The sequence below is a fragment of the Pseudomonas sp. JV414 genome (assembly GCF_032424305.1).
In the GTDB taxonomy this organism is placed as follows: domain Bacteria; phylum Pseudomonadota; class Gammaproteobacteria; order Pseudomonadales; family Pseudomonadaceae; genus Aquipseudomonas; species Aquipseudomonas lini.
This window is the reverse complement of record NZ_VYKC01000021.1, coordinates 66108-91760: the sequence shown is the minus strand read 5'-3', so window position 1 is coordinate 91760 and position 25653 is coordinate 66108. Positions and strand designations below refer to the sequence as shown.

Annotated in this window: 31 protein-coding genes and 1 pseudogene; 9 read left to right on the top strand and 23 right to left on the bottom strand. The window is 58.1% G+C overall.

Annotated features, from left to right (window positions below; translation table 11 throughout):
- Positions 1-56 precede the first annotated feature (56 nt).
- Positions 57-1958: a potassium transporter Kup gene (locus F6R97_RS22400; protein ID WP_315867111.1), complete on the bottom strand. Its 1902-nt coding sequence runs from the start codon at positions 1956-1958 to the stop codon at positions 57-59.
- Positions 1959-2247: 289 nt separating this feature from the next.
- Between F6R97_RS22400 and rimO the strand changes: the two genes are divergently transcribed.
- The 6 genes from rimO to tsaA all read left to right on the top strand — a co-directional run bounded on the left by rimO (position 2248) and on the right by tsaA (position 7485).
- Positions 2248-3585 (top strand): 30S ribosomal protein S12 methylthiotransferase RimO, encoded by a 1338-nt coding sequence (rimO, locus tag F6R97_RS22395; RefSeq protein ID WP_038979196.1) that lies wholly within the window; start codon positions 2248-2250, stop codon positions 3583-3585.
- A gap of 111 nt (positions 3586-3696) precedes the next feature.
- Positions 3697-4170: a GNAT family N-acetyltransferase gene (locus F6R97_RS22390; RefSeq protein WP_315867110.1), complete on the top strand. Its 474-nt coding sequence runs from the start codon at positions 3697-3699 to the stop codon at positions 4168-4170.
- A gap of 195 nt (positions 4171-4365) precedes the next feature.
- On the top strand, positions 4366-5076 hold the full coding sequence (locus F6R97_RS22385) for an rRNA pseudouridine synthase (RefSeq protein ID WP_038979194.1): 711 nt from the start codon (positions 4366-4368) through the stop codon (positions 5074-5076).
- 75 nt (positions 5077-5151) lie between these two features.
- A complete protein-coding gene (locus F6R97_RS22380; protein WP_038979193.1) occupies positions 5152-5622 on the top strand; it encodes a DUF1456 family protein in 471 nt (156 codons plus the stop codon).
- A gap of 204 nt (positions 5623-5826) precedes the next feature.
- Positions 5827-6597, top strand: coding sequence for an SDR family oxidoreductase (locus tag F6R97_RS22375; RefSeq protein ID WP_038979192.1), 771 nt, complete (start codon positions 5827-5829; stop codon positions 6595-6597).
- A gap of 186 nt (positions 6598-6783) precedes the next feature.
- Positions 6784-7485, top strand: a complete 702-nt coding sequence (tsaA, locus tag F6R97_RS22370) for a tRNA (N6-threonylcarbamoyladenosine(37)-N6)-methyltransferase TrmO (protein ID WP_038979191.1) — start codon at positions 6784-6786, stop codon at positions 7483-7485.
- 98 nt (positions 7486-7583) lie between these two features.
- Here tsaA and fpr read toward each other — a convergent pair whose 3' ends face one another.
- On the bottom strand, positions 7584-8363 hold the full coding sequence (fpr, locus tag F6R97_RS22365) for a ferredoxin-NADP reductase (protein ID WP_007947184.1): 780 nt from the start codon (positions 8361-8363) through the stop codon (positions 7584-7586).
- Positions 8364-8484: 121 nt separating this feature from the next.
- On the opposite strand from fpr, the gene F6R97_RS22360 reads away from it, so the two are divergent.
- Positions 8485-9411: a LysR family transcriptional regulator gene (locus F6R97_RS22360; protein ID WP_007907288.1), complete on the top strand. Its 927-nt coding sequence runs from the start codon at positions 8485-8487 to the stop codon at positions 9409-9411.
- Here the strand turns inward: F6R97_RS22360 and F6R97_RS22355 are convergent.
- The 3 genes from F6R97_RS22355 to F6R97_RS22345 form a co-directional block, all read right to left on the bottom strand.
- Complete coding sequence (locus F6R97_RS22355; RefSeq protein ID WP_007907286.1) at positions 9408-9770, bottom strand: diacylglycerol kinase; 363 nt, start codon at positions 9768-9770, stop codon at positions 9408-9410. The two genes, F6R97_RS22360 and F6R97_RS22355, sit on opposite strands and share 4 nt — an antisense overlap.
- A 75-nt stretch (positions 9771-9845) precedes the next feature.
- On the bottom strand, positions 9846-10496 hold the full coding sequence (gene erdR, locus F6R97_RS22350) for a response regulator transcription factor ErdR (protein WP_007907284.1): 651 nt from the start codon (positions 10494-10496) through the stop codon (positions 9846-9848).
- Between the two features lie 239 nt (positions 10497-10735).
- Positions 10736-11479: a tRNA-uridine aminocarboxypropyltransferase gene (locus tag F6R97_RS22345; RefSeq protein WP_315867109.1), complete on the bottom strand. Its 744-nt coding sequence runs from the start codon at positions 11477-11479 to the stop codon at positions 10736-10738.
- A gap of 189 nt (positions 11480-11668) precedes the next feature.
- Here F6R97_RS22345 and F6R97_RS22340 point away from each other — a divergent pair, with 189 nt between their 5' ends.
- Positions 11669-12094 (top strand): PA3611 family quorum-sensing-regulated virulence factor, encoded by a 426-nt coding sequence (locus tag F6R97_RS22340; RefSeq protein WP_315867108.1) that lies wholly within the window; start codon positions 11669-11671, stop codon positions 12092-12094.
- Here the strand turns inward: F6R97_RS22340 and F6R97_RS22335 are convergent, their stop codons facing one another.
- Positions 12095-12289: a hypothetical protein gene (locus F6R97_RS22335; protein ID WP_038979188.1), complete on the bottom strand. Its 195-nt coding sequence runs from the start codon at positions 12287-12289 to the stop codon at positions 12095-12097.
- 486 nt (positions 12290-12775) lie between these two features.
- Here F6R97_RS22335 and F6R97_RS22330 point away from each other — a divergent pair, with 486 nt between their 5' ends.
- Positions 12776-13894 (top strand): TIGR00730 family Rossman fold protein, encoded by a 1119-nt coding sequence (locus tag F6R97_RS22330; protein WP_038979187.1) that lies wholly within the window; start codon positions 12776-12778, stop codon positions 13892-13894.
- Positions 13895-13937: 43 nt separating this feature from the next.
- On the opposite strand, the gene recX is transcribed toward F6R97_RS22330, so the two are convergent.
- From recX to F6R97_RS22245, 17 genes and pseudogenes are all read right to left on the bottom strand, one after another.
- The gene (gene recX, locus F6R97_RS22325; protein ID WP_048393833.1) at positions 13938-14405 is read right to left on the bottom strand and encodes a recombination regulator RecX; all 468 of its coding nucleotides are present in this window, start codon (positions 14403-14405) and stop codon (positions 13938-13940) included.
- Between the two features lie 8 nt (positions 14406-14413).
- Positions 14414-15466, bottom strand: coding sequence for a recombinase RecA (recA, locus tag F6R97_RS22320; protein ID WP_007907270.1), 1053 nt, complete (start codon positions 15464-15466; stop codon positions 14414-14416).
- 83 nt (positions 15467-15549) lie between these two features.
- A complete protein-coding gene (locus F6R97_RS22315) occupies positions 15550-16050 on the bottom strand; it encodes a CinA family protein (RefSeq protein ID WP_007907266.1) in 501 nt (166 codons plus the stop codon).
- 80 nt (positions 16051-16130) lie between these two features.
- Positions 16131-16649, bottom strand: coding sequence for a lysis system i-spanin subunit Rz (locus F6R97_RS22310; protein WP_048393831.1), 519 nt, complete (start codon positions 16647-16649; stop codon positions 16131-16133).
- Positions 16631-17194, bottom strand: a complete 564-nt coding sequence (locus F6R97_RS22305; RefSeq protein WP_038979185.1) for a glycoside hydrolase family 19 protein — start codon at positions 17192-17194, stop codon at positions 16631-16633. The genes F6R97_RS22310 and F6R97_RS22305 overlap by 19 nt, the downstream gene beginning before the upstream one ends.
- Before the next feature lie 10 nt (positions 17195-17204).
- Positions 17205-17402, bottom strand: a complete 198-nt coding sequence (locus F6R97_RS22300) for a hypothetical protein (RefSeq protein WP_080772035.1) — start codon at positions 17400-17402, stop codon at positions 17205-17207.
- A 12-nt stretch (positions 17403-17414) separates the two neighbouring features.
- A complete protein-coding gene (locus F6R97_RS22295; protein WP_038979184.1) occupies positions 17415-18623 on the bottom strand; it encodes a carbohydrate-binding protein in 1209 nt (402 codons plus the stop codon).
- A gap of 107 nt (positions 18624-18730) precedes the next feature.
- Entirely contained in the window at positions 18731-19177 is a 447-nt protein-coding gene (locus F6R97_RS22290; RefSeq protein WP_038979183.1) for a phage tail assembly chaperone, read from the bottom strand.
- Positions 19178-20074 carry a hypothetical protein gene (locus F6R97_RS22285; protein WP_048393826.1) on the bottom strand — a complete coding sequence of 299 codons (897 nt, stop codon included), beginning with the start codon at positions 20072-20074 and terminating at the stop codon, positions 19178-19180. It abuts the gene before it with no gap.
- 85 nt (positions 20075-20159) lie between these two features.
- Positions 20160-20732, bottom strand: a complete 573-nt coding sequence (locus tag F6R97_RS22280) for a tail fiber assembly protein (protein ID WP_038979181.1) — start codon at positions 20730-20732, stop codon at positions 20160-20162.
- A 7-nt stretch (positions 20733-20739) separates the two neighbouring features.
- Entirely contained in the window at positions 20740-21780 is a 1041-nt protein-coding gene (locus F6R97_RS22275) for a phage tail protein (protein WP_315867107.1), read from the bottom strand.
- A 77-nt stretch (positions 21781-21857) separates the two neighbouring features.
- Entirely contained in the window at positions 21858-22280 is a 423-nt protein-coding gene (locus tag F6R97_RS22270; protein ID WP_315867106.1) for a tail fiber assembly protein, read from the bottom strand.
- A 534-nt stretch (positions 22281-22814) separates the two neighbouring features.
- Positions 22815-23013, bottom strand: a pseudogene (locus tag F6R97_RS29675) (hypothetical protein); the annotation flags it as partial.
- An 11-nt stretch (positions 23014-23024) separates the two neighbouring features.
- Complete coding sequence (locus F6R97_RS22260) at positions 23025-23624, bottom strand: YmfQ family protein (RefSeq protein ID WP_038979179.1); 600 nt, start codon at positions 23622-23624, stop codon at positions 23025-23027.
- Positions 23612-24655, bottom strand: coding sequence for a baseplate J/gp47 family protein (locus F6R97_RS22255; RefSeq protein WP_315867105.1), 1044 nt, complete (start codon positions 24653-24655; stop codon positions 23612-23614). Before F6R97_RS22255 ends, F6R97_RS22260 begins: the two co-directional genes overlap by 13 nt.
- Positions 24645-25043: a phage GP46 family protein gene (locus tag F6R97_RS22250; protein ID WP_315867104.1), complete on the bottom strand. Its 399-nt coding sequence runs from the start codon at positions 25041-25043 to the stop codon at positions 24645-24647. Before F6R97_RS22250 ends, F6R97_RS22255 begins: the two co-directional genes overlap by 11 nt.
- Complete coding sequence (locus F6R97_RS22245; protein ID WP_315867103.1) at positions 25043-25552, bottom strand: phage baseplate assembly protein V; 510 nt, start codon at positions 25550-25552, stop codon at positions 25043-25045. Before F6R97_RS22245 ends, F6R97_RS22250 begins: the two co-directional genes overlap by 1 nt.
- Positions 25553-25653: the final 101 nt, after the last annotated feature.

Here is a 25653-nt window from a genome sequence, read left to right as displayed (position 1 = left end):
CCCGGTCAATAAAAAGCCCCCGAAACCTTACGGCAACGGGGGCTTTTTCATGTGGCTTACATCTCGACTTGCGTACCCAACTCAATCACCCGGTTTAGCGGCAGATTGAAGAACCGCAGGTTGCCGTTGGCATTCTTCAACATGAAGGCGAACAACAACTCGCGCCAACGGGCCATACCTTCGAGTTTGGAGGCGATGACCGTCTCGCGACTGAGGAAGTAGGTCGTGCGCATCGGGCTGAAATTCAGGTCATCCAGATGGCACAGTTTCAAGGCCTCAGGGACGTCCGGCTCGTCGGTGAAGCCGAAATGCAGGATCACCCGGAAGAACCCTTCGCCGTAGGAATCGACATCGAAACGCCGTTGTGGCGGGACGCGCGGGATGTCTTCGTACACCACCGTCAGCAGCACCACTTGCTCGTGCAGCACCTGGTTATGCAGCAGGTTGTGCAACAGCGCGTGAGGCACGGCATCCGGGCGAGCAGTCAGAAACACGGCGGTGCCCTGGACTCGATGCGGCGGTTGCACGCGGATACTGCTGATGAAGATCGGCAGCGGTAACCCGCCTTCGTCCAGTCGCTCCACCAGCAGTTGCTTGCCGCGTTTCCAGGTGGTCATCAACACGAACAGCGCGATACCGGCAATTACCGGGAACGCACCGCCCTGAATGATTTTCGGCACGTTGGCAGCGAAGTAAAGACCGTCCACCAACAGGAAACCCAGCAACACCGGCACCGCAAGGATCGGTGGCCACTTCCACAGCAGCAACATCACCGCCGATACCAGGATGGTGGTCATCAGCATGGTCCCGGTCACCGCCACGCCGTAGGCCGAAGCCAATGCGCCGGAGGACTCAAAGCCTATTACCAGCAAAATCACGCCAACCATCAGGGCCCAGTTCACCGCGCCGATATAAATCTGGCCTTGCTCGGCACTGGACGTGTGCTGGATGTGCATGCGCGGGATGTAGCCGAGCTGGATCGCCTGACGGGTCAGCGAGAACGCACCGGAGATGACCGCTTGCGAGGCAATCACCGTGGCCATCGTCGACAATCCCACCAATGGAATCAACGCCCAGCTTGGCGCCAGCAGATAGAACGGGTTACGGGCGGCTTCCGGATCACCAAGCAGCAACGCGCCCTGCCCGAAGTAGTTCAGCACCAAAGCTGGCAGCACCAGAATGAACCAGGCCCGGGCGATCGGCTTGCGACCGAAGTGGCCCATGTCGGCGTACAGCGCCTCGGCGCCGGTCAATGCCAGCACCACGGCACCAAGAATCGTGACCCCCATGCCCGGGTGGACCATGAAGAAACGCACGCCCCACACCGGGTTCATCGCCTGCAACACTTCTGGATGCTGACTGATGCCATACACGCCCAGCGCGCCCAGCACCAGAAACCAGGTGACCATGATCGGCCCGAACAGAATGCCGATTCGCGCTGTGCCGTGACGCTGAATCAGGAACAACGCCACCAGCACGATCAACGACAGTGGCACCACCCAATGGTCGATGCCGTCGAATGCCAGCCCCAGGCCTTCAATCGCCGAGAGCACAGAAATCGCCGGCGTGATCATGCTGTCGCCGTAGAACAGCGCCGCGCCGATCAGCCCGCAGACCACCAGCAAGGTACGCAACTTCGCATGCCCCGCCGCTGCCCGCCGAGCCAGCGCGGTCAAGGCCATGATCCCGCCCTCGCCCTGGTTGTCGGCACGCAGCACGAACATCATGTATTTGATTGAGACGACCCAGATCAGCGACCAGAAGATCAGCGCCAGAATGCCCAGCACGCCGTCATGGTTGACCGGCACGCCATAGCCACCGGAAAACACTTCTTTGAGGGTGTACAGCGGGCTCGTGCCGATATCGCCATAAACCACCCCGACCGCCGCGACCAGCATGCCGATCGGCTTCGCCGCCGAATGCTCGGCACCCGCAGCCTGACTACTTGCCTGACCCATCCACCACTCCTGTTACCAGACCCGGGCTTCTTGAAAGAAGCACTATGTTTTGCCGTGCAGCATGCGCTGTTTTACTTATTGTTACAGACGTTTTATTGACTGTAGAAAATCGGTAATGCCTAACGGCGCGAAGCATAGCGCAGCACTCGTCGTATTTCCCTGCATAAAGCTGGTCAAGTGAGCCTCTCATCGCTAGAATTGCGCACTTTTTGACCAGAGGCGCAACATAGCGCCCGTCTGTCGCCTTGCCGTCTTCGGCTGGAGGCGTCCCAAAATACCGAGGTTAGACATGTCCACCACTCCTGCGCCGGCCAATCCAAAGGTTGGCTTCGTATCCCTGGGTTGCCCGAAAGCACTGGTCGACTCCGAGCGCATCCTTACCCAGCTGCGCATGGAAGGCTATGACGTTGTGTCCACTTATCAGGACGCCGACGTCGTGGTGGTCAACACCTGCGGCTTCATCGACTCGGCCAAGGCTGAGTCCCTGGAAGTGATCGGCGAAGCCATCAAGGAAAACGGCAAGGTCATCGTGACCGGCTGCATGGGCGTCGAAGAAGGCAACATCCGCAACGTGCACCCAAGTGTATTGGCCGTGACCGGTCCGCAGCAGTACGAGCAAGTGGTCAACGCCGTGCACGCCGTTGTGCCGCCGCGTCAGGATCACAACCCGTTGATCGACCTGGTGCCGCCGCAAGGGATCAAATTGACCCCGCGTCACTACGCCTACCTGAAGATTTCCGAAGGCTGCAACCACAGCTGCAGCTTCTGCATCATCCCGTCGATGCGCGGCAAACTGGTTAGCCGCCCGGTCGGTGACGTGCTTGATGAGGCCCAGCGCCTGGTCAAGGCCGGCGTCAAAGAGCTGTTGGTGATCTCCCAGGACACCAGCGCTTACGGCGTCGACGTGAAGTACCGCACCGGGTTCTGGAACGGCGCGCCGGTGAAAACCCGCATGACCGAACTCTGCGAAGCCCTGAGCACTCTCGGTGTCTGGGTGCGTCTGCACTACGTTTACCCGTACCCGCACGTCGACGAGCTGATCCCGCTGATGGCCGCCGGGAAAATCCTGCCGTACCTGGACATCCCGTTCCAGCACGCCAGCCCGAAAGTCCTGAAAGCCATGAAACGCCCGGCCTTCGAAGACAAGACCCTGGCGCGGATCAAGAACTGGCGCGAAATCTGCCCGGACCTGATCATCCGTTCGACCTTCATCGTCGGCTTCCCTGGCGAAACCGAAGAAGACTTCCAGTACCTGCTGAACTGGCTGACCGAAGCGCAGCTGGACCGCGTTGGCTGCTTCCAGTACTCGCCGGTCGAAGGCGCACCGGCCAACCTGCTGGACGCGGCCATCGTGCCGGACGACGTCAAGCAAGACCGTTGGGACCGCTTCATGGCGCACCAACAGGCCATCAGCTCGGCACGCCTGCAAATGCGCATCGGCCGTGAAATCGAAGTGCTGGTCGATGAAGTCGACGAGCAAGGCGCGGTCGGCCGTTGCTTCTTCGATGCCCCGGAAATCGACGGCAACGTGTTCATCGACAACGGCAGCAACTTGAAGCCAGGCGACAAAGTCTGGTGCAAAGTGACCGACGCCGACGAATACGACCTGTGGGCTGAACAGATCTAAACGCAAAAAACACAAAAGCCCCGCTCTCTTGACGAGATGCGGGGCTTTTTAACGTCTATCGTTTTGTAAGAGAAAGAACTCGCGTCATCCACGGAACAGAGGCAAGCGAGCATGCGCCAACACTCAATCATTCACACACCCAAACAAAGCGACTACGAAGAACTCACCCGTGTGTGGGAAGCCTCGGTACGCGCCACGCATGACTTTCTGCCCGACAGCTACATCGACCTGCTGAGGAACCTGGTGCTGACCCGCTACCTCGACGCGGTGATGCTGATCTGCACCAAAGACTCGCGCCAACGCATCACCGGGTTCGCCGGCGTGGCGGCGGGCAAGATCGAAATGCTCTTCATCGACCCGGCGCATCGCGGCAAGGGCCTGGGCAAGCAATTGCTGCGCTATGCCATGGAACACCTGAACGCCGATGAGCTGGACGTCAATGAGCAGAACCCGCAGGCCTTGGGGTTTTACTTCAAACAGGGCTTTGAGGTGATCGGTCGCTCGGAAGTCGATGGCATGGGGCAGCCCTATCCATTGCTGCACATGCGTTTGCGCCAGTCTCAACAACTGACGCGTAATGGTTAAATGGCTGACCCAACATAGAACAATGTGGGAGCTGGCTTGCCTGCGATGCAGACGACGCGGTCTGTCTGTCAGGTCGCAGCGATGCCATCGCAGGCAAGCCAGCTCCCACAAAAAAGCCGCACGGCGCAAATGGAGCCGGGATTAACCGGCGCCAGGCAGGTACAATGCCCACCCCTTTTTTGTTACGGCCCTGTCATGACTGACCCGATTCGTCTCTCCAAACGCCTCATCGAACTCGTCGGCTGTTCCCGTCGGGAGGCTGAGCTGTTCATCGAGGGCGGCTGGGTCACCGTGGACGGCGAAGTCATCGACGAGCCGCAGTTCAAGGTCGACAACCAAAAAGTCGAGCTCGACCCCGAAGCCAAGGCCACTGCGCCGGAGCCGGTGACCATTCTGTTCAACGTCCCTGCGGGCATGGACGCGGACACAGCCATGGCGACCATCAGCGCCGAGACCCTGAGCGAAGAACACCGCTACGGCAAACGCCCGCTCAAGGGCCACTTCCTGCGCCTGACCGCCAGCACCGACCTGCAGGCCAATGCCAGCGGTCTGCTGGTGTTCACCCAGGACTGGAAGATCCTGCGCAAACTCACCGCAGACTCCGCCAAGATCGAGCAAGAGTATGTGGTGGAAGTTGAAGGCGACATGGTGGCTCACGGCCTCAACCGCCTGAACCACGGCTTGACCTACAAGGGCAAGGAACTGCCGCCGGTCAAAGCCAGCTGGCAGAACGAAAACCGCCTGCGTTTTGCGATGAAAAACCCACAACCGGGCGTGATCGCCCTGTTTTGCCAGGCCGTGGGCCTGAAGGTCGTCGCCATCCGCCGCATCCGCATCGGCGGCGTGTCCATCGGCAAAGTGCCGTTGGGGCAATGGCGCTACCTGTCCGGCAAAGAGAAGTTCTAAGACTTTTCACGCCGCCATACATTTCGGCGCCGCTGTTTATGCGGCGCCCACTGCTGAATATCAGGATTGCACACCATGATTCATAACGACGTACTGCGCAGCGTGCGCTACATGCTCGACATCAGCGACAAGAAAGTCATCGAGATCATCAAGCTCGGCGGCATGGACGTGTCCCTGGAAGACTTGCTGACCTACCTCGACAAGAAAGAGGAAGACGAGGAAGGCTTCGTACGTTGCCCGGACGAGGTCATGGCGCATTTCCTCGATGGCCTGGTGATCTTCAAGCGCGGCAAGGACGAAAGCCGTCCGCCGCAGCCGATCGAAGTGCCGGTGACCAACAACATCATCCTGAAGAAGCTGCGTGTGGCCTTCGAACTGAAGGAAGACGACATGCACGCCATCCTCAAGGCCGCCGAGTTCCCGGTGTCCAAGCCTGAGCTGAGCGCGCTGTTCCGCAAGTTCGGTCACACCAACTACCGCACCTGCGGCGACCAACTGCTGCGCAACTTCCTCAAGGGCCTGACCCTGCGCGTTCGCCCGCAGTAAGTCGCCCACGAACGCCGCGGTCCCTGTAGGAGCGAGGCTTGCCCGCGAAGGCGGTCTTCAAAACGCCTTCGCCAGCAAGCTGTGCTCCTACGGGGACGGTGGCAGTTCAAGCCTGTATAGACCCTCATTCCTCGCAAAAATAGTGGCTCCGCTTCTGGCGGCTGACGACTAGGGTGTATTGACCCTCAGCTCTCAGGATTCGCCATGCATCCCTACTTTTCCCTGCAAGGCCGCACCGCTCTGGTGACCGGCGGCACCCGCGGTATCGGCAAAATGATCGCCAAGGCTTATGTCGAGGCTGGCGCCACTGTGTACGTGTGTGCCCGCGATGCCGACGCCTGCCAGCAAACTGCCTTTGAGCTGAGTGCCTTCGGGATTTGTCACGCGGTAGCTGCCAACCTGGCCCATGAAGAAGGCGTCCAGCAATTGGCTGCGCACATGAGTGAACAGATCGGTCAGCTGGATATTCTAGTGAACAACGCCGGTACCACATGGGGCGCGCCGCTGGAGAGTTACCCGGTCAAGGGTTGGGAAAAAGTCATGCAGCTCAACGTGACCTCGGTGTTCAACTGCATTCAGCAGTTCTTGCCGCTGCTGCGCAAGGCTGGTTCGGCGGCGAATCCGGCACGGATCATCAACATCGGTTCGGTGGCCGGGATTTCTTCCTTTGGCGAACAGGCGTATGCCTACGGCCCGAGCAAGGCTGCCCTGCATCAACTGTCGCGGATTCTGGCGCGGGAGTTGGTGAGCCAGCACATCAACGTCAACGTGATTGCACCGGGGCGTTTCCCGAGCAAGATGACTCAGCACATCGGGAATGATGAACAGGCGTTGGCGGAAGATACGGCGTTGATTCCGATGAAGCGCTGGGGGCGTGAGGAAGAGATGGCTGCCTTGGCGATCAGTCTGGCGAGTACGGCCGGGGCGTATATGACTGGGAATATTATTCCTTTGGATGGCGGATTCAGTCTCTGAGATTGGTGGTGCGGCCATCGCGGGCAAGCCACGCTCCCACAGGTTTTATGCCGTACACAACATCTGTGTTCGCTCGAGAACCCTGTGGGAGCGTGGCTTGCCCGCGATGAGGCCGGCTCTGCCACCACCAGACTTGAGGCCTGCCGGGTTATCATGCCCGCCTCAACTCCGCCTCGACCCCAAACCATGACCTACAGCGTTTCCCCCATCGGCTTCGTGCGCTCCTGTTTCAAGGAGAAGTTCGCCATTCCGCGCCAGCCGCAACTGGCCCCGGCCGCTCGAGGCGTGCTGGAGCTGGTGGCGCCGTTCGATCAGGGTGATGCGGTGCAGGGACTGGAGCAGGTCAGCCATGTCTGGCTGTTGTTCCTGTTCCATCAGGCCCTGGAAGAAAAGCCACGCCTGAAAGTCCGCCCTCCGCGCCTGGGTGGCAACAAATCCATGGGCGTATTTGCCACTCGGGCGACGCACCGGCCCAATGGTATCGGTCAATCGGTGGTCAAACTGGATAAGGTCGAAGCCAATCGACTGTGGATCTCCGGCATCGACCTACTCGACGGTACGCCGATTCTCGACATCAAACCTTACGTGCCCTACGCCGACATTATCGACACGGCGTCCAACAGCATCGCCAGCGCCCCGCCATCGCTGATTCCCGTGCAGTGGACAGACTCAGCGCTGCAACAGGCTCATGGCCACGCTCAGCGGCTTGATGAGCCCTTGGTCGAACTGATCGAGCAATGCCTGGCACAAGACCCACGCCCGGCGTACCAGATTCCTGCACCGGAAAGGGAATACGGCGCGCAGTTCTGGGATGTGGATGTGCGCTGGCATTACCCCACGCCTGACCTAATCCGCGTCCTCGAAGTCATTCCCGTGCGTCGGGCATAAAAAAGCCCCCATTGCCTGCACAGGCAATGGGGGCTGATCGTTCCCACGCTCCGCGTGGGAACGCATCCAGTGACGCTCTGCGTCACCCAAACAACGTCTTACTTCTCGACGAACGCACGCTCGATCAGGTAATCACCCGGCTCGCGCATCCGCGGCGAAACTTTCAGGCCGAAGCTGTTCAACACTTCGCTGGTCTCGTCGAGCATGCTCGGGCTGCCGCACAGCATGGCGCGGTCGTCCTGCGGGTTGATCGGTGGCAGACCGATGTCGCTGAACAGCTTGCCGCTGCGCATCAGGTCGGTCAGGCGGCCTTCGTTTTCGAACGGTTCGCGGGTCACGGTCGGGTAGTAGATCAACTTGTCACGCAGCGACTCGCCGAAGAACTCGTTCTGCGGCAAGTGCTCGGTGATGAACTCGCGGTAAGCGACTTCATTGACGTAACGCACGCCGTGGCACAGGATCACTTTTTCGAAACGCTCGTAGGTTTCCGGGTCCTGGATGACGCTCATGAATGGCGCCAGACCGGTACCGGTGCTGAGCAGGTACAAATGTTTGCCAGGCTTCAAGTCATCCAGCACCAGCGTGCCGGTAGGCTTTTTGCTGATGATGATCTCGTCGCCTTCCTTCAGATGCTGCAGCTGGGAAGTCAGCGGGCCATCAGGCACCTTGATGCTGAAGAACTCGAGATGCTCTTCCCAGTTCGGGCTGGCAATCGAGTAAGCACGCATAAGCGGGCGGCCGTTGGGCTGTTGCAGGCCGATCATCACGAACTGACCGTTCTCGAAGCGCAGGCCCGGATCGCGGGTGCACTTGAAGCTGAACAGAGTGTCGTTCCAGTGGTGAACACTGAGGACACGCTCGTGGTTCATGTTGCTCATGTACGTGGGACTCCTGGAGATTTGCCTGCGCCGATGATGTGCGCAATTGCAGCGCATTCTAATGGCAGCGACAATATCTGTTAACTGGATTATTAAGATAAGGGTTATCGGTTATATCGATATGCGATTTACTCTCCGTCAACTTCAAGTATTCGTCGCCGTCGCCCAGCAGGAAAGCGTATCCCGTGCTGCCCTGACGCTCAACCTCTCGCAATCGGCGGCGAGCACCTCGATCACCGAGCTAGAGCGTCAGTGCAGCTGTCAGCTGTTCGATCGCGCCGGCAAACGGCTGAGCCTCAACGCCCTCGGCAAACAGCTGTTGCCGCAAGCGGTGGCCCTGCTCGACCAGGCCAAGGAGATCGAAGACTTGCTCAATGGCAAGTCCGGTTTCGGCTCTTTGGCGGTCGGCGCGACCCTGACCATCGGCAATTACCTCGCCACCCTGCTGATCGGCAGCTTCATGCAGCGCCATCCGGAAAGCCAGGTGAAGCTGCATGTGCAGAACACTGCCAACATCGTGCAACAGGTCGCGCACTATGAAATTGATCTGGGTCTGATCGAAGGCGACTGCAGCCACCCGGACATCGAAGTGCAGAGTTGGGTCGAAGATGAGCTGGTGGTGTTCTGTGCGCCTCAGCATCCGCTGGCCAAACGTGGCATCGCGACCATGGAGGAGCTGAGTCATGAGGCGTGGATTCTCCGCGAACAAGGCTCTGGCACACGGCTGACGTTCGACCAGGCCATGCGACACCATCGCAGTGCGCTGAACATTCGCCTGGAGCTGGAACACACCGAAGCGATCAAGCGCGCGGTGGAATCAGGTTTGGGGATTGGGTGCATTTCGCGCTTGGCGCTGCGCGATGCGTTCCGCCGCGGCAGTCTGGTACCCGTGGAAACACCGGATCTGGATCTGGCGCGGCAGTTCTATTTCATCTGGCACAAACAGAAATATCAGACGTCGGCGATGCGCGAATTCCTCGAACTGTGCCGCGCGTTCACCGCAGGGGTTCAGCGCAGCGACGAGATCGTCCTGCCCACCATCGCTTAAAGCAGAATCACCGCCCACACCAGCGCGATCATGCTCAACGCCACGAATTGAGCGGCGCTGCCCATGTCCTTGGCATTCTTGGACAGTGGGTGCAATTCAAGGGAAATGCGGTCGATGGCCGCTTCCACCGCCGAATTGAGCAACTCGACGATCAACGCCAACAGGCAAACCGCAATCAGCAGTGCCTGCTCGACGCGGCTGACGTTCAGGAAGAACGACAGCGGAATCAGAATGGCGTTGAGCAACACCAGTTGCCGGAAGGCCGCTTCGCCGGTGAAGGCCGCGCGCAAGCCGTCCAGGGAGTAGCCGGAGGCGTTGAGGATGCGTTTGAGGCCGGTCTGGCCTTTGAAAGGTGACATAAAGTAGGCAACTGACCAAAAAGGAGTGGGAAAACTAGTTGAAGCAAAGTCAAAAAAGCGTGAACACGTAGCTCCTTAGTTGCTCGAAATTGACTCAAGTTGTTGCAAGAGCAGCGCTGCCTGAGTCCGGGTCCGCACATTCAGCTTACGGAAAATGGCCGTGACGTGGGCCTTGATCGTCGCTTCGGAAACACTCAACTCGTAAGCAATCTGCTTGTTCAGCAAACCTTCACAGACCATGGTCAACACCCGGAACTGCTGGGGTGTCAGGCTGGCAAGGCCTTCGCTGGCAGCCTTGGCTTCGGCGGAAACGCTGACCGCTTCAAAGGCCTGGGGCGGCCAGAAAACGTCGCCATCCAGCACCGCGCGTACGGCTTTCTGAATGACGCTCAAATCACTGGACTTGGGAATGAAACCGCTGGCGCCGAATTCACGGGATTTCACCATGATCGACGCTTCTTCCTGAGCCGACACCATCACCACCGGAATCTGCGGGTACTGCCCACGCAACAACACCAACCCGGAAAAACCGTAAGCCCCTGGCATGTTCAGGTCCAGCAATACCAGATCCCAATCGGCCTTTTCGTCCAGACGGGTTTCCAGCTCGGCAATGCTTGCCACTTCCACCAGACGGACATCCGGGCCCAGGCCCAGGGTCAACGCTTGATGCAGGGCGCTACGAAAAAGAGGGTGGTCATCGGCAATCAGGATTTCGTATGTGGCCATTTTTCAAATGATCCTGTTTTTTTATGGGACGCCTGATGCATTTCAGGCCTCGCCAGAACAACTCGAGGTGCAGCCACGCAGCAGCACCAACAGGGCACGTTCAACGCCAATTACGTAAAAAAGCAGCGTTTCAAACCTTGGCCGCGCCCTAATCGGCGCCAAGCATGCCCAGCGAAGCCGGGGTGGTCAAGTTGCGTGGCCCCGCCAGCGAGCCTGGTTCTTTGCAGTATGGGTGATGCTCAGCAGATGACGGGCGCCGCGTGCTCTACAAAGGGCATCAGCTCGGCGTGGGCCGGTGTTGCAACATTCATATCCAGCTGATGTTTAGCGTCCAGGTAATGCTGGCTGAACACATCAAAATAAGCGTCCAGCGCCGAGGCAGCGTCTGTATCACCGGCAAGATCGAGGCACAGCGCCGCCACTTCGGCCGTGCACAGGTGCTCGCTACGAGTGGACCTGCGCAATCGGTACCGTGAAAGCTTCTCAGGAAGCAGGCTCAGAATCGGCAACGCATCAAAATAGGGGCTTTTACGGAAAATCTTCCGGGCTTCGGTCCAGGTGGCGTCCAGCAGAATGAACAGTGGGCGCTTGGTGCTATCGACCTCGACGCTGTGGGTCACTCGCTCGGGCTCGACGTATTCGCCCGGAAACACCAGATAGGGTTGCCATTGTGGGTCGGCCAACAGCGCCAGCAGTTGTTCATCGACTTCCGTGCGCGACCAGATGAATGCATGGTTGTCGCGCACCACATCGGCAATCAGCCAACCGGTGTTACTTGGTTTGAACACTTCTTTGTTGGTCATGATCAGGCACACGCCGCTACGGGCGTCGACTTGCGGGCGCCAGGCGCATAGGCAGTGGCTCTCGATCACACGGCAGGCACGGCAACGGGTTGCTCGCCAGCCACGGGCCTGAATCGGCTTGATGCCCTCTTCTTCTCGCTGATCGCGCAAGCGGGCTACCGCGTTGGGAGCGTGGTTCATCGTGGGCAACACCGGCAGACAGGAAAACTCGACACAAACGGCACTCGGCAAGGCAATAAAGGCCAGCAGTTTACCAGAGCGCCCGGCGCAAGCCTGTACCGTCCAGGCGCGCTCCCCTATAATTCGCCGCCACTGAACGCACAGTCACGTGACGGGTCGAACCACCAGTCACTGAACCAGGAGAGTTTCATGCTGCGCCTTATCGTTCCCACCGCTGCCATTCTGCTGGCGTCGTCCTTCAACGCTCAGGCTGCGTCCTTGAGTGAGCAGAATCTGAACAGAGAGCTGCGAAACGTCGCCGTACAAAGCAGTGTCGGCACGCCACGGGCGATCAACGAAGACATTCAGGATCAGGGTTATACCGTCGAAGGTAATCAACTGATCAACCACCTGAGTGTTCAGAGCAGCCACGCCGACAAGATGCGCGCCGATCCGAAAGCCGTGTACTTCCAGCTGGGTGCCTCCGTCTGCAGAAACGAGGGGTTCCGCAAGCTGATGGCCAAGGGCGCGATCATGCGTTACGACTTCACCGAAGTGAAATCCAATCGCCCGGTCGGCTCCGCAAGCTTCCAGGAATCGGATTGCCCGAAAGCCACACCGACCAAGAAAAAGTAATCAACGGGATTTGGCGCGCCGCTGTTCATCCTCGGCGCGCAGTTCTGCCAACAGCGCCTGCAAGTAGCGCGAACGTCGCTCCCCGCCCTCCAGACGCCGGCAGCACTCCTCTTCGAGACTCAAATGATTAGTCTCGGCTGATAATTTCAGCAATCGATACAGTTGCGCATCGATTTCCAGAGTGACTCTGGGCATGGTTTCCCGCCTCCTTGCACGCATTGATCGTCGTTGATCACGCGATAAATCCCTGAATTGCTTGAACGTTGCGTCCTGCCATTGATGCAAAGTTGTCGTGTCACGCCTGTAACTTAGTAAATCAGAGCGCAGGACATACGGCTTGCGTTCAGACGAGCGGTGAAAGCACCTTGCAAATGGTCAATAAGCGGTTGCCAGGAAAGACTTTGCGGCGCAATGATCAGGCAGCGCAAATCGTTGCGAGGGTCTAAATTCATAGTGTTCACGTTGTTTTTTTCAGGGCAGAAAAGGGGCTGCCCATTGCGTGCCTTATTGTGCGAACGTTTCTTTCATTCAAGGATAAGCAGAGCCCGTATGGATGGCTCGATTGCAAACGAGTCAGGTGGAGCGCCCAGGCATGGGCTTGGGCAGACAGCGACACAAGGGGTGTCGCGGCGCCGACATTGTTTTGTCGGGCCAAGGGTTCTGTGCAGAAGGAGAAGTTGAATGCCTTACCAACCGAATGACCTCCTGAGCCGTCATTTTCAAGAAAGCGGCCACGACCTCACCAGCAAGGTCGAAGAACAACTCAACCTGGTTTCACCCAACAGCCCCAACATCCCGATTTACCGCGACATGATCCTGACTGTGCTGCGCATGGCCCAGGAAGATCACAACCGCTGGAATGCCAAGATCACCCTGCAAGCCCTGCGCGAACTCGAACATGCCTTCCGTGTGCTGGAGCAATTCAAGGGACGACGCAAAGTCACTGTTTTCGGCTCGGCCCGCACGCCGATAGAACACCCACTGTATGGTTTGGCCCGAGAGCTTGGCGCCGCTTTGGCGCGCTCGGACATGATGGTCATCACCGGTGCCGGCGGTGGCATCATGGCGGCGGCCCACGAAGGTGCCGGCCTGGAACACAGCTTGGGATTCAACATCACCCTGCCCTTCGAGCAGCATGCGAATCCCACGGTCAATGGCACCGGGAATCTACTGCCCTTCCACTTTTTCTTTACCCGCAAGCTGTTCTTCGTCAAGGAAGCCGATGCGCTGGTCCTGTGCCCGGGCGGTTTCGGTACGCTGGATGAAGCGCTGGAAGTGCTGACCCTGATCCAGACTGGCAAAAGCCCATTGGTGCCTGTGGTGCTACTGGATGCGCCGGGCGGCAAGTTCTGGCAAGGCGCGCTGGACTTCATTCATCATCAACTGGAGGAAAATCGCTACATCCTGCCAACCGACATGAAGCTGTTGAGTCTGGTCTACAGTGCCGAAGAGGCAGTGGAGCAGATCAATCAGTTCTACAGCAACTTCCACTCCAGCCGCTGGCTCAAGCATCAGTTCGTGATTCGCATGAACCACAAACTCAGCGACCGGGCGCTCGAACACATGCAGGAGGCATTTGCCGACCTGTGCCTGAGCGACCATTTCCATCAGCACGCCTACAGCGGTGAGGAGCACGACGAAGCACAGTTCAGCCATCTGGCGCGACTGGCCTTCACCTTCAACGCCCGTGATCATGGCCGTCTGCGGGAGCTAGTGGATTACATCAATCTGCCGGAAAACTGGGCCCAGTCCAAACCCCAGGCGCAACAACGCACACGGGAACCGTCCAAGGTAACGTGAGGCAAAAAAAAACGGCCCGCTATCGAAATAGCGAGCCGTTCATTCAATCGTCCATCCCTCGGCCGCTGAACAAGCGGCTGATCATTTCCATGGAATACCCCCGATAACTCAGGAACCTGCCCTGTTTGGCACGCTCCCGGGCATCTATCGGTAGGTGCCCAGCAAATTTGCGCCGCCAGGTGTCTTCCAGTTGTTCCTGCCAGTTGATACCGCTCTCGCGTAACGCCAGTTCGATGTCGGTACGTTGCAGGCCGCGCTGGCTCAACTCTTCGCGAATTCGCAAAGGGCCATAACCGGAACGGGCACGGTAGGAAACGAAGCTCTCGAGGTAACGGGATTCGGACAACAGGCCCTCTTCCGTCAAGCGGTCGAGTGCTGTGTCGATCATTTCAGGGAGGGCGCCGCGCTGACGCAGTTTACGCGTCAGCTCGACTCGACCGTGCTCGCGTCGCGCGAGCAGGTCCATTGCGGTTCGCCGCACCGCGACGAGTGTATCGAGTACGGCGGTCATCGGATCAATCAGATATCAGCGTCAGCCAGGTCATCAGCCGTCTCTTTGACTGGCGATGCTTTGACGTCCGGCGCTGGAGTCAACAGCTTGTCGCGCAGTTGCTTCTCAAGTTTCGCGGCGATCTCCGGGTTGTCCGCCAGGAACTTGGCCGAGTTGGCCTTGCCCTGACCGATCTTGGTGCCTTCGTAGGCATACCATGCACCGGATTTCTCGACGAAACCGTGCAGAACACCCAAGTCGATCATCTCACCGTTGAGGTAGATGCCCTTGCCGTAAAGAATCTGGAACTCGGCCTGACGGAACGGCGAAGCCACCTTGTTCTTCACAACCTTGACGCGGGTTTCACTACCGACGACTTCATCACCTTCTTTCACCGCGCCAGTACGGCGGATGTCCAGACGAACCGATGCGTAGAACTTCAGCGCGTTACCACCGGTGGTGGTTTCCGGGCTGCCGAACATCACGCCGATTTTCATACGGATCTGGTTGATGAAGATCACCAGACAGTTGGCGTTCTTGATATTACCGGTGATTTTACGCAGCGCCTGGGACATCAGACGGGCTTGCAGGCCCACGTGCATGTCACCCATTTCGCCTTCGATTTCAGCCTTTGGCACCAGAGCGGCCACGGAGTCGACGATGATCACGTCTACCGCGTTGGAACGCACCAGCATGTCGGTGATTTCCAGGGCCTGCTCGCCGGTGTCCGGCTGGGAAACCAGCAGGTCATCGACGTTGACGCCCAGTTTGCCGGCGTACTCAGGGTCGAGGGCGTGTTCGGCGTCGACGAATGCGCAGGTCGCGCCGGCTTTTTGAGCCTGGGCGATCACCGACAGTGTCAGGGTGGTTTTACCGGAGGATTCAGGACCGTAGATCTCAACGATACGGCCTTTTGGCAGACCGCCAATGCCGAGCGCGATGTCCAGACCCAAGGAGCCAGTGGAAATAGCCGGGATCGCCTGACGGTCCTGATCGCCCATACGCATTACGGCACCCTTGCCGAATTGACGTTCGATCTGACCCAGGGCCGCAGCCAAGGCTTTCTTCTTGTTGTCGTCCATTAAAGTCCTCACGTAATCAATAAGGCCTGACGGCCAACACCTGTATAAGTAGCCAGTATTATTCCACAGCGTTTCAGGATCGCCTACCCCTGATTTGAGATTTCTCCTGCGGCATGCCGCAGCAGCCCCTCTAGCGCGGCCTTCACCGTTTGTCGGCGGACCTCGTCACGGTTACCGGGAAAGTACTGCACCTCGCTGAACACCTGTTCACCGACGCCCCAGGCCAGCCACACCGTGCCCACGGGCTTGCTCGGCGAACCGCCGTCCGGCCCTGCCACACCGCTGACCGCCACGGCAAAACGCGCTCGGCTTTTTTCCTGTGCGCCGCGGACCATGGCCTCGACTACCTCGCGACTGACCGCCCCGACGGTTGGAAACAACTCGGCCGGGACATCCAGTTGCTGGGTTTTCTGGCGGTTGGAGTACGTGACATAACCGGCCTCGAACCAGGCTGAACTCCCCGGAATGCGGGTGATCGCCTCGGCAATCCCGCCACCGGTACAGGATTCGGCGGTGGTGACGTGGGCATTGAGAACCTGCAAGCGTCTGCCAAGTTCAGCGGCCAGCTGAGTGATATCTTTCACGACTCTCTCCTGATCGAGCGGAATGAGGCCTACCGTACACGAGCCGATCACGCTTGCAAGGTTCAGGATCGATCAAAATGTTAGCGAGCGAGGGCTCTGACATAGGCCTGACACGCCTGCAGGGCAATCAGTCCGCTATCGCCTGCGCTGGTGATGGCGATAATTCGTTGAGCATGCGCCGGGTCAAGTCGGGCTCGCGAGGCGCCATGATCCACCCCGCCGGTGCCGGAGGCGGCTGGCACTGCACAGGCCGAGGCAGCGTCATTGGCATCGAGGAGAACTGACAAGCGCACATCAGCAGTGGCAAGACGATCGCGCAGGCGACCTTGATCACGTTCGGCATCGCTAAGCGCTCGATAATGGGTTTGTTCACTGGCCGACAGCCGCTGCTCCAGAGTCAGACGCTTGTCCTGCTCGACCTGTTGCTGGGTGGCAGCGGCCAGAGTCAGTTGATTAAGGGTCTCGGCGTGCAGCCTGGCCTGCTCGGACAGTTGCCGGCCGTAGCGCCAATCCTGAAACTGCCAGGCCAACGCCGCCGAACAACCGACCAGCACCAGCAGACCGATCTGTCGCCAGCCGATCAGACCGAAGGCTGGCATAACACCGCCCTCGCTCGAGCCCAGATTTCCAGACGATCCTGCAACCCGTTCAGCCCGCCGTTGATACGGCGAGTGATGCTGTTGAACTGATCGCGGTCGGCCAATTCATTCAAGCCATTCTGCTCCCAGAACCATGCTGCCGATTCGGCGGCCCATTGGGGTTGTTCCAGCAGTTCAGGCAGAGACAGCAGTCGTTCATCGCCAAATAGGCCGAGGCTGCATTGACGGTAGTTGTTGCGGCCGGTGATCTGGATCAGGCCACGTCCACGGTATTTTTGACCGTCACCGTCGGGTTCTGGAGTGTTGCCCAAACGGGTGGCCAGGTTGCCGGTGTCGTATTTGCTCAGGTATTGAGTGCTGCCCAATTCACGTACGTACTGCAACTGCCCCGATTCGTGACCGACTTGCGCGAGGAAGGCGGCGATACGTTTGGGGGTGTTGATGTTGCGTTGGGTCATGGCTGTGTTTAGGGCGGAAATGAAAACGCCCGCTTGGGTGCGGGCGTTGGGCATAACGATCTTTAGTTGTTGCTGCGTAACGGTCATAGAGTACCAATCAGATAATCCGTTTAAGAAAACCGAAAACACTTTGCTCTGCTTCCTTCCTCACCAGCAGCGATTCCAGCGGGAAAGGCTCACCTCCCGATGAAACCCAGTCCAGATAATCAAGCCAGTCTCGATTACCCGAATCTTGAGGAATAAAAGCTGAGTCAGAAAGACGAAGTACGCCATTGACGGTTAGTTGATAGTTCATCGTGTTCGATTCCTATAGTTCAGCGTCAGCTGTCCATTCAAGCTGTAACGTTTGACCCGGCACGCTTCCGACGGCGGTAACTGTTGCAAACGATATGCTTCGATTCGTCAGGCTTTGAAGGGTCGTCCCTGTACAGGCCCTGCCCAGCGTCAGGTTCCAGACCTGATTGCTGTTATCTCCAGGACAAAACGCCAACACAGTTGGCTGAGCCCTTTTCTGTACCAGGAAGCCAATCGTCATTCCATATTGACCGGTATTCCCTGCCGGGATCTGAGTAAAGGTCGACAAGCACGTACTTGAACCATTACCTGCTTGCACCGGGAGCCAGGTATTAAAAGACTTTTCGTAATACCGCTGACAATTGATCAGCTCTTGGGCCGCAGTGCGATATTCAAACGGCGTCGCAATTGGCCCTTCTTCAAGCTGAACCTGCGCCAGATCAACCGTTTGCAATACGTTCAGCGGCAAGTCGAAGGCCAAGCGCAAACAGTCACTGTTGGTGTTACCCAACATTTTTCCAGCGAGCGAGGGAACCTGGAAGGTCGTGGTATACAGCGCCCATGAAGTTGTCAGCAGAAAATCACCGACGTTTTTTTCAACGGATTCCGAACCGCTCGGTCCGAAGTACTGGGTAATGCTTACCTTCAATGGACGTGCCGCATCGGATTTCGCCCAGAAGGACACGGTGGCGGTTTTTCCGGCCAAGGTTCTGACCGATTCGATATTCTGGGAAATCTTGTGAATAGTAGCGCCGGTGCCGGCAGTCACTTGTTGCCACCGAAGAAAGTATCGTGGTTCATCCGGCACTTCGGTTTGCCCTAATACAAAACCCTGTCGGGAAATATTGACCCCGGCATTTCCGTTCCAGTCGCAACGGAATCGATCAGCCACGTACCCTCCCGTGTTAGGCGCAAGATTCGTAGCTCCGCGCTGCCAAATATCAAAACCACCGTTAATCAGCAGGTTTTTACGATAGACCTGAACCGGAAAATGTTGCAGAGGATCAGGTTTTGAAAGTTGCCTGATCGCCCTCGACAGTTGATCATTCTGATCTTCTGTCGGGGTTAAACCCGCTTCGCTAATCGCGTTCAAAATTTCTTGCGTAACAGCATTCCCCCAACTCGCGGGAATTAAGGAACCGGGGGTACCGATGATCGGATTTTCGTCCGCAAACTGTCCGTTAACCAACCCGGCGCTGGGTACGCTCTTTGGATAATCCATTTGTCTTGATTCCTGTATTACCTGAAAAAACCCAGCGCACGCATATCGAAACGCTCAGAAAAAACCGCGTTGGCAGATGTATGACCGGTAGTGATATTCAGGTCGTGTCAAAGATATCCAGCCAGCCAAAGTGGTGCGCTGGGTCGACGCTCGCTGAAAGGAAAGAATGACCCTTGCGGCCAATCCCGAAGTGCACGGCGATAGGCCTGCAATTCGGCGTATTGATCGGTGGTCAATGTTGTACCGCCACCGTCCTCCAGTTCGTCCCTGTCGCGAGCGACCATACTGTCAGTGGCCGATAACTGGCTATCACGCCAAAGACGCTCGGCCTTCGCGACTTCCTCCGGCGCAAGAGGTGGTGTATCCGTAAGAACGGGATAGCCGTTATCGGCTCGCACCGAAATCATTTTCGGGGTTACAGCCAACTGTTGGAGTAACGAAATCCAATAAGCCTGGGGGATTTCTATGACATCGGAAGGGATATCCGACGCATTGATTCCAGGAACATAAACACCACAGGTACTTGCGCTAAACAAAACATTGAACGCGTTCATTCAATAGCCCTTTGCAAAATAATTCACGCTCCATCCCGCCTGCACCTGACCGGAAAAACTCCGGACTTTCAGGCGGCAGCCCTGTTTGGTCCCGGTGCCCCCGACCAGGATGACCATCGCCCCGTCGCCACCCACATGGGTGGCGACGAGCGAAGAAAAAGACGTCGGGAACGAGATCGGGAAAGTGATATAGACATCGCCATTGGCATCCGTGGTGCCAACGCCCCATTGTTCAATGTTGCCACTGGGATACTTCTGGTAACCGACGTTGCCGTAGACGCCGGAGAAGGACGAAGCGTACTTGTCGCTGACCGAGCCCCCATACAGGCGCCACTCGCTACCCAGTTTGATGAAGTGCGCGGAATCACCAAGGCCGAGCTTGACCGGCCCGAATGTGCCGTTACAGGTCTCGATGAGTTCGACACCAGCCGGGTTGATGGTCAGCACGCCGTTTCCGGCGTTGATGACATGGATCGTACTGGCATGGGCAAGTCCATTGATGGACGGCAACGTCGCCGTGATCGGCGTGGCGCTGGCAAAACTCGCCACCCCGCCCACGTTGGCTGCGGTCAGCGCAGCGCTCGCGGGAAAGACGTTGAAGCCTGAAAACTGCAGACCGCTGCGGGTCACAAATTCAGTGGTGGCGACCGACTGATCGCTGTCGAACTGTGGCGCGGTCACAAACAGCTTGTTACTGCGCAACGCCGTCAACAGTTGATCGTTACTAGCCTCTGACGGTTTGATGCCAGCAGCCTCGATGACTTTCAACAACTCCAGAGTGACACCGTTACCCCAGCTGGCTGGGATCAAAGAACCCGGAGTCCCCGCAATCAGGTTTTCATCGACAAACTTGCCGTCCACCAGACCGGCGCTGGGGACGCTATTGGGATAATCCACGGTATATCCTTCCGTTGGTATTTTGCAGGCAGCCGTGTGCTGGCGGCACAAGACTGCACTTCCAGTTATTAATAAGTTTCAGGATTTATACGGCTACGACGCTGACAGGTGAAGCTGGCCAGTCAATGATCAGTGGGAAGTCCGGTTGCTGTTCAATGTTTATCAACTTGAGCGTATACCGTTTCCACTCTTGCAGAACGGCCAGTTGAACATTGGTGGCCTCACCCAGTTCATAGGCGTATTGCAGCGGTGCGACGCGAATAACCATCTCACGCAGACGATTGTCTCGCTCGGCGCCGGCTTGAGCGGTTTTGCCTGTTCGTTCGGCAGCCAAGTCCAGTGCCCAGTCATCATTCAGCCAAACATAGTATTCGCCGGGGCGAGGCTTGACAGTCAGGAAATCAGGCAACGGACCCAACTCGTACCAGAATTGAAGTCCACCTGTGTCTTTGCGATACACCGGGCGGTTGCGCAAATCGATCAGTTGCGAAGCGGCACCGTTACGCCAGACCCATACATAACCGGTTTCAGCGGGTGGCAGAACTTCCGGCAACTCGATCGCATTGCCCGGCAATACAACGCCCATACCAGGAATGACCGGCAACCCGACGGGACCGGTTAACTCTTGAGAACTTTCATTTAAATAGTAATAAGCCATATGCACCTCAAATGAGTTTCAATCGACCTGGATAAGCAATGTTCCTGGGGCGAGTCATCCCCCAGTAAGTACTGCCCAGATTCTCGGTCATGGTGGCTGATACGTAGTAACAGAGACCGGTAAAGGTTGTTGGGTCAGCCCCTACTGTCGCGATGTTGGCAATACCCTGAACCGCTGGAGCGGCGCCGTTATCACCCGTGATGTTGGTACCCGTCTGCCAGGTGCCGGCTGCGCGCGCAGTATCGACACCGCGTTGTTCATCAAGGACGCGGACAAATTCACCCCGGACTTCCGGGGCGCGGAACGTCTTGATCCCATCGCCACTGCTCCAACCTCCGGCGCGGTCAACTTCTGCACGCAACATTCCGGACTGAACGGCGTGATCCCAAAGCCAGGGCCATTCGGAGCGAAGAAATTCTCTGCCGTTCAACGCGCCATAACCACCCGGACTGAACGCGGTTGTCGTCTCAAGAACAATCCTTCCCAAGGGTGTTGCATCGAAGCGCCCGACGGGCCACCAATTGCTCGCTCCATCGCTTCGTAAGTGCCACCAATCACCCGCCCCCATCAAAACCAGAAACGGGTATCCGTTTGGCGACAAGTGAGTGTGGAACTTGATTCGATCATTACCTGAGGCCTGTACTACCAAGCGGTTAACACTGTTGTCGGTCCGTCGAACAACGACATCCCGAACACCTGACAACGAACTTGCTGCCGGCAGGGTAATAATCGTCTCCGTCGCACTGGCGCTAATCAGTACCAGCCCCAACTCTTCTGGCATCAACGCCTTTGATGTCGATACTTCTGTCACCCGCGAAGACATGGGACTGGCCAAATTCAGTAGCGTCTTCAAGGCCGCTAGCAATTGATCGTTAACATTCTCGGATGGCGTCATTCCGGCCGCTGTAATAACGGCCAGAAGCTCTTCGGTCACACTGTTTCCCCATACTGCCGGGATCAACGATCCCGGCGTCCCGGCCACCGGGTTTTCATCGACGAACCGGCTATTGACCAGACCGACGCTGGGTACACTTTTTGGATAATCCATATTCCAATCCTTTACCTGGAACATTCATTGAAGATGCCGACAGAGCGCTCGAATCAAGCGCATCCAGTGGCATCCGTTCAATCAGCCAACCAGGCAGGCTTTTTCGGTCGAGAACGTTTGGAGGGAAACTTCTTCGCCTGAGGCCACTTGCGCAACGCCTGCAGATAAACAAGAAGCTCTTGATATTCATTGTCGGAAAGCGTGGTGGTCTTCATCAGTTCCACTTCATCCCGGTGTCGGTCGCGTAGCCAGACCACTCGGTCAAATGCTTGATCGCGCCACGTCTTTGCTTCTTGCAAAAGTTCTTCATCCGACAAGGGGGCAAGTTCAACCAGAACCGGCAAGCCTCCATCATCATGAGCTCTCGCGGTTCCCGCTTTTGGATTGGCGATCACCGCGTCATAACGCTCGTCGTCAATTTCAACGGCATCTTCAGGAAGGCTTGTGTGATAACTCGTCAGGTAAGTATTGCCGGTAGTGCGGCTATAAAATCTCTTCATCTCAGTTACCCACGCTCAAGACACTGACCCAGCCAGTGCCGCCGGAATTACTCATGACCTGAACTTGACTGGCGTCGAGGTAAGTCACCAAGGGCGGTGTGGTGATATCGAGGAACGGCGCATTACCTGATGACGAATAACCGGCCCAGGCGCCACGACATTGATTTTTAAAGGCCAGCGGCCACGGTTTGGATACATAACCGTTATTGACGGTGATAGGGACCACTACCCACTGAATCATGAAACCACCCAGCCAGCTCGGAAACGCGATGTAGCCGTTATCCGCAAAGCTGTAAGAAACCCCGAACGTCAGTTTTTTCGGGGTAACAATCGTGGTGTCATCAACAGCGGCATTGACTTGGGTCTGAGTCGAAATACGCGCCCAGCCGAACACCGACTCGGTGGCCTGAAGCAACTTTTTCTCTATCGCTTGAAAGACACGGATGGGCGTCATCAATTTGTTGGCACTTACACCGGATTCGGCCTCTTCTTTGCTCGCCAGAGAATCGCTTTTGTTCTTCTCGACAATCGCTGAAATCGCCGCTTTCAGCTGAGCGCTATCGCTTTCTTCCGGGACAATGCCCGCGCCGATAATCGCATTCACAATTTCATCCGTGACGCTGTTGCCCCACCTCGCTGGAATCAACGATCCCGGCGTCCCGGTCAGCGGGTTCTCATCCACAAACTTCCCATTCACCAACCCGGCGCTGGGTACGCTTTTCGGATAATCCATCCCTCTACTCCCTAGTCATAATTGATGTGCACCTTGGTATGCGCCGGTGCGCTGCGGTGGATCAGGCATTCCAGTGCCGAGCCCGGGTTCACGCCGAAGCGTTCGCCCCAGTAACTGGCGCCAAAACGCCGGCCCAGCAGCAATCGCCCACCGGTATTGAGCGTCCACATGAACTGCGCTTCCCAGGTGCCCCAATGCGCCGCACCGAAACGCGAACGTCCCATGCGCGGGGCTTCCAGTTCGGTGATGGTGGCGTTCGGGTAGCCCTGGCTTTTGGCGATTTCGAGGTAGTAGCCGACGGCCTGACTACCGACTGCGAGCAGGCGGCGACGTACCGCGAGGCGGCGGTCATCGAACAGTGGCGTAGCGCCGAGGCACGGGTCGGGCAGGTTCATCACCCGCTCCCAGTCCGGCACCAGTTCACTGACGCCGGCCGGGTCCATTTCGTTGAGCAGGTCGGCGGCGCGGGCGTCGAGGCGGGCCAGTTCCTGTGCGACGCCTTCGAGGACTTCTTCGAGTTCCGGTACCCGTTCAGGGTCCCAGGCCGGGCCGGTGGGCAGCAGGCTGCGCAGTTGGGCATGGTATTGCTCGGCAGTTCTTATGCCCCCCATACGCAACCTCCGAAGGTCAGCAGCTCATTGCGCTCGGTTTCGACATCTGCGACAGGCGAGGTGAGTACGTGGTCGTTTTCGCCGCTGGTGCTGCTGATCGCTTCACGGATGTGACTGATCAACAACTTCTGGCCGAGGTCGGCTTCACGGTTATGCAGGTCTCGCAACTGCGCTTCAACGGCGGCGCGTATGGCGGTGGTGTCGGGGGTCAGCGTCAAGTGATAGACCACCGGCACCTGAACCGGCCGCTGCACATGCACCTCGGCGGTGACCGGGCGCAGAGGCTCGATATAGGCCTGAACTTCGGCCAGTTGTTCGTCGTTCGGCACCGGTTGCGGGTCGTCGTCACGCATGATGAACAGGCTGACCGTGCCCGGCCCCAACAACCCGCCACGACACCAGGCGCGAGTCACTCCCGAGCATTCGAGTGCCCAGGTTTCATAGTCTTGCGCCGAACCGCCGTGAGGGATGATGCGGTAGGAGCGGATCACCCGCGAACGTAGCGACTCCAGGCTTTCCCGCGCCACTCCTCCGCTGAGACCTGGCGCCAGCACGCTGAAACTATTGCCGACGATACCCGCAATCGGTTGCACCGGAATCAGCGTCATACCGGTCTCGGCATTGCCCAGGCTGCCGGCCTCGAGCGCGGCGATGGTGGTGCTGTTGAACCCGTTGCTGGTGGTGCGTGCGGCGGTCACTTTGTAGGTGCGACCGTCGCTCGATTGCAGCAGGGTGTCGACATCCAGCACGGCACCGGCGCTGGCGGTAAAGCTGACGCTGCCGCTGGCCGCTTGGGCGGGTTTGCGTGGCTGGTTCAAACGCAGTGCGGCGATCCGTTCCAGGGTCGATTCATCAGCCTTGTCCGGGAGGATCTGCTCGGCGATCCAGTCCAGGTAGCCATACAGGCCATAGGCGGCGCCACCGAGGGTGCGGGCCAGCACTTGCGCATCGGACTGGCGCAGCGAATCACTGGCCAGGTCGCTTTGGGTGCGCTTGATCAGCACCGGCAGCGAAGGGGTTTCAAACGGCATAGATCACCTGCCAACTGTTATCAGGGTTGATGTCCAGGCGCTCGCCATCGGCCAGGGTCAGGACCGTGCGCAGGTTCAGGCGCTGGGCGTCGAGACGTTCGCTAATGATGTCGATGGCGCTGCAATGACCGTCGTCGATCAGCCATTGCAGGGCTTCGCGGGCATAGAATTCGGCGTCCATCTGGGTTTGTCGGGTCAACTTGACCCGGAGCAGCAGCCACAGCCGCGAGCCGATGCGGTCATCGGCGACGGTGGGAAACGTGTCGCCCCACCAGCCGAAACGTTCTTCGTCATCGAGGGCATCGTCATCGGCGGCGCGGCGCCAGGTGAACAGGCTGATCAGCACTGAGCGGGTCAGTGCGGCATGCAGGTTTTGGCTGATGAACATCATTGCCCTCCTGCCGGTACGCCGGTCTGGCCATTGCCTGCTTGAACGCCGACATGCACGTGTTTGATCTGGCTGATGCCGCCGGCAATCTGATCGCCTTGGGAGACGATCTTGCCGGTCTGGGTCAGGGTCGGTGTGTCGATGTTCACGACGCTGCTGGCGCGGATGTTCAGGGTGGCGGTTTCGATGTCGATGATCCGCCCGCGCTTGAAGTGAATTTTGTCGCCTTCGTCGGTGTAGATCGCCACTTCGCCAGCGGCCAGGGACTGGAGGCGATAGCGACGGTCGGCGACCACCAGCACAATGGCGTGGGAGCGGTCACCGCCAAGAAAGGTGGCGATACCTTCGGCGCCGGCCAGTGGGTTGCTGGTGAAACCGTAGGGTTCGAAGTGCTCCATGTCGTCGTTCACTTCGCCAGCGGTGAGGCGCATTTGCAGCGATTGAAGCTTGGTGGCCGAGTTGGCGAGCACGACAGTGCCGCGCGCCAGGAGGCGTGTCAGTAGGCTCATTCGGGTTCCTTCAATGATCAGGTCGGACGCGGTCGAGTGTGGGAGCGGGCTTGCTCGCGAAAGCGGTGGGTCAGTCGACTTCAGTGTTGAATGATCAACCG

Coding starts and splice junctions, on each gene's coding strand:
- F6R97_RS22400 (WP_315867111.1), bottom strand. CDS start 1,958: ATGGGTCAGGCAAGTAGTCAGGCTGCGGGTGCCGAGCATTCGGCGGCG.
- rimO (WP_038979196.1), top strand. CDS start 2,248: ATGTCCACCACTCCTGCGCCGGCCAATCCAAAGGTTGGCTTCGTATCC.
- F6R97_RS22390 (WP_315867110.1), top strand. CDS start 3,697: ATGCGCCAACACTCAATCATTCACACACCCAAACAAAGCGACTACGAA.
- F6R97_RS22385 (WP_038979194.1), top strand. CDS start 4,366: ATGACTGACCCGATTCGTCTCTCCAAACGCCTCATCGAACTCGTCGGC.
- F6R97_RS22380 (WP_038979193.1), top strand. CDS start 5,152: ATGATTCATAACGACGTACTGCGCAGCGTGCGCTACATGCTCGACATC.
- F6R97_RS22375 (WP_038979192.1), top strand. CDS start 5,827: ATGCATCCCTACTTTTCCCTGCAAGGCCGCACCGCTCTGGTGACCGGC.
- tsaA (WP_038979191.1), top strand. CDS start 6,784: ATGACCTACAGCGTTTCCCCCATCGGCTTCGTGCGCTCCTGTTTCAAG.
- fpr (WP_007947184.1), bottom strand. CDS start 8,363: ATGAGCAACATGAACCACGAGCGTGTCCTCAGTGTTCACCACTGGAAC.
- F6R97_RS22360 (WP_007907288.1), top strand. CDS start 8,485: ATGCGATTTACTCTCCGTCAACTTCAAGTATTCGTCGCCGTCGCCCAG.
- F6R97_RS22355 (WP_007907286.1), bottom strand. CDS start 9,770: ATGTCACCTTTCAAAGGCCAGACCGGCCTCAAACGCATCCTCAACGCC.
- erdR (WP_007907284.1), bottom strand. CDS start 10,496: ATGGCCACATACGAAATCCTGATTGCCGATGACCACCCTCTTTTTCGT.
- F6R97_RS22345 (WP_315867109.1), bottom strand. CDS start 11,479: ATGAACCACGCTCCCAACGCGGTAGCCCGCTTGCGCGATCAGCGAGAA.
- F6R97_RS22340 (WP_315867108.1), top strand. CDS start 11,669: ATGCTGCGCCTTATCGTTCCCACCGCTGCCATTCTGCTGGCGTCGTCC.
- F6R97_RS22335 (WP_038979188.1), bottom strand. CDS start 12,289: ATGCCCAGAGTCACTCTGGAAATCGATGCGCAACTGTATCGATTGCTG.
- F6R97_RS22330 (WP_038979187.1), top strand. CDS start 12,776: ATGCCTTACCAACCGAATGACCTCCTGAGCCGTCATTTTCAAGAAAGC.
- recX (WP_048393833.1), bottom strand. CDS start 14,405: ATGACCGCCGTACTCGATACACTCGTCGCGGTGCGGCGAACCGCAATG.
- recA (WP_007907270.1), bottom strand. CDS start 15,466: ATGGACGACAACAAGAAGAAAGCCTTGGCTGCGGCCCTGGGTCAGATC.
- F6R97_RS22310 (WP_048393831.1), bottom strand. CDS start 16,649: ATGCCAGCCTTCGGTCTGATCGGCTGGCGACAGATCGGTCTGCTGGTG.
- F6R97_RS22305 (WP_038979185.1), bottom strand. CDS start 17,194: ATGACCGTTACGCAGCAACAACTAAAGATCGTTATGCCCAACGCCCGC.
- F6R97_RS22300 (WP_080772035.1), bottom strand. CDS start 17,402: ATGAACTATCAACTAACCGTCAATGGCGTACTTCGTCTTTCTGACTCA.
- F6R97_RS22295 (WP_038979184.1), bottom strand. CDS start 18,623: ATGGATTATCCAAAGAGCGTACCCAGCGCCGGGTTGGTTAACGGACAG.
- F6R97_RS22290 (WP_038979183.1), bottom strand. CDS start 19,177: ATGAACGCGTTCAATGTTTTGTTTAGCGCAAGTACCTGTGGTGTTTAT.
- F6R97_RS22280 (WP_038979181.1), bottom strand. CDS start 20,732: ATGGCTTATTACTATTTAAATGAAAGTTCTCAAGAGTTAACCGGTCCC.
- F6R97_RS22275 (WP_315867107.1), bottom strand. CDS start 21,780: ATGGATTATCCAAAAAGTGTACCCAGCGTCGGTCTGGTCAATAGCCGG.
- F6R97_RS22270 (WP_315867106.1), bottom strand. CDS start 22,280: ATGAAGAGATTTTATAGCCGCACTACCGGCAATACTTACCTGACGAGT.
- F6R97_RS22260 (WP_038979179.1), bottom strand. CDS start 23,624: ATGGGGGGCATAAGAACTGCCGAGCAATACCATGCCCAACTGCGCAGC.
- F6R97_RS22255 (WP_315867105.1), bottom strand. CDS start 24,655: ATGCCGTTTGAAACCCCTTCGCTGCCGGTGCTGATCAAGCGCACCCAA.
- F6R97_RS22250 (WP_315867104.1), bottom strand. CDS start 25,043: ATGTTCATCAGCCAAAACCTGCATGCCGCACTGACCCGCTCAGTGCTG.
- F6R97_RS22245 (WP_315867103.1), bottom strand. CDS start 25,552: ATGAGCCTACTGACACGCCTCCTGGCGCGCGGCACTGTCGTGCTCGCC.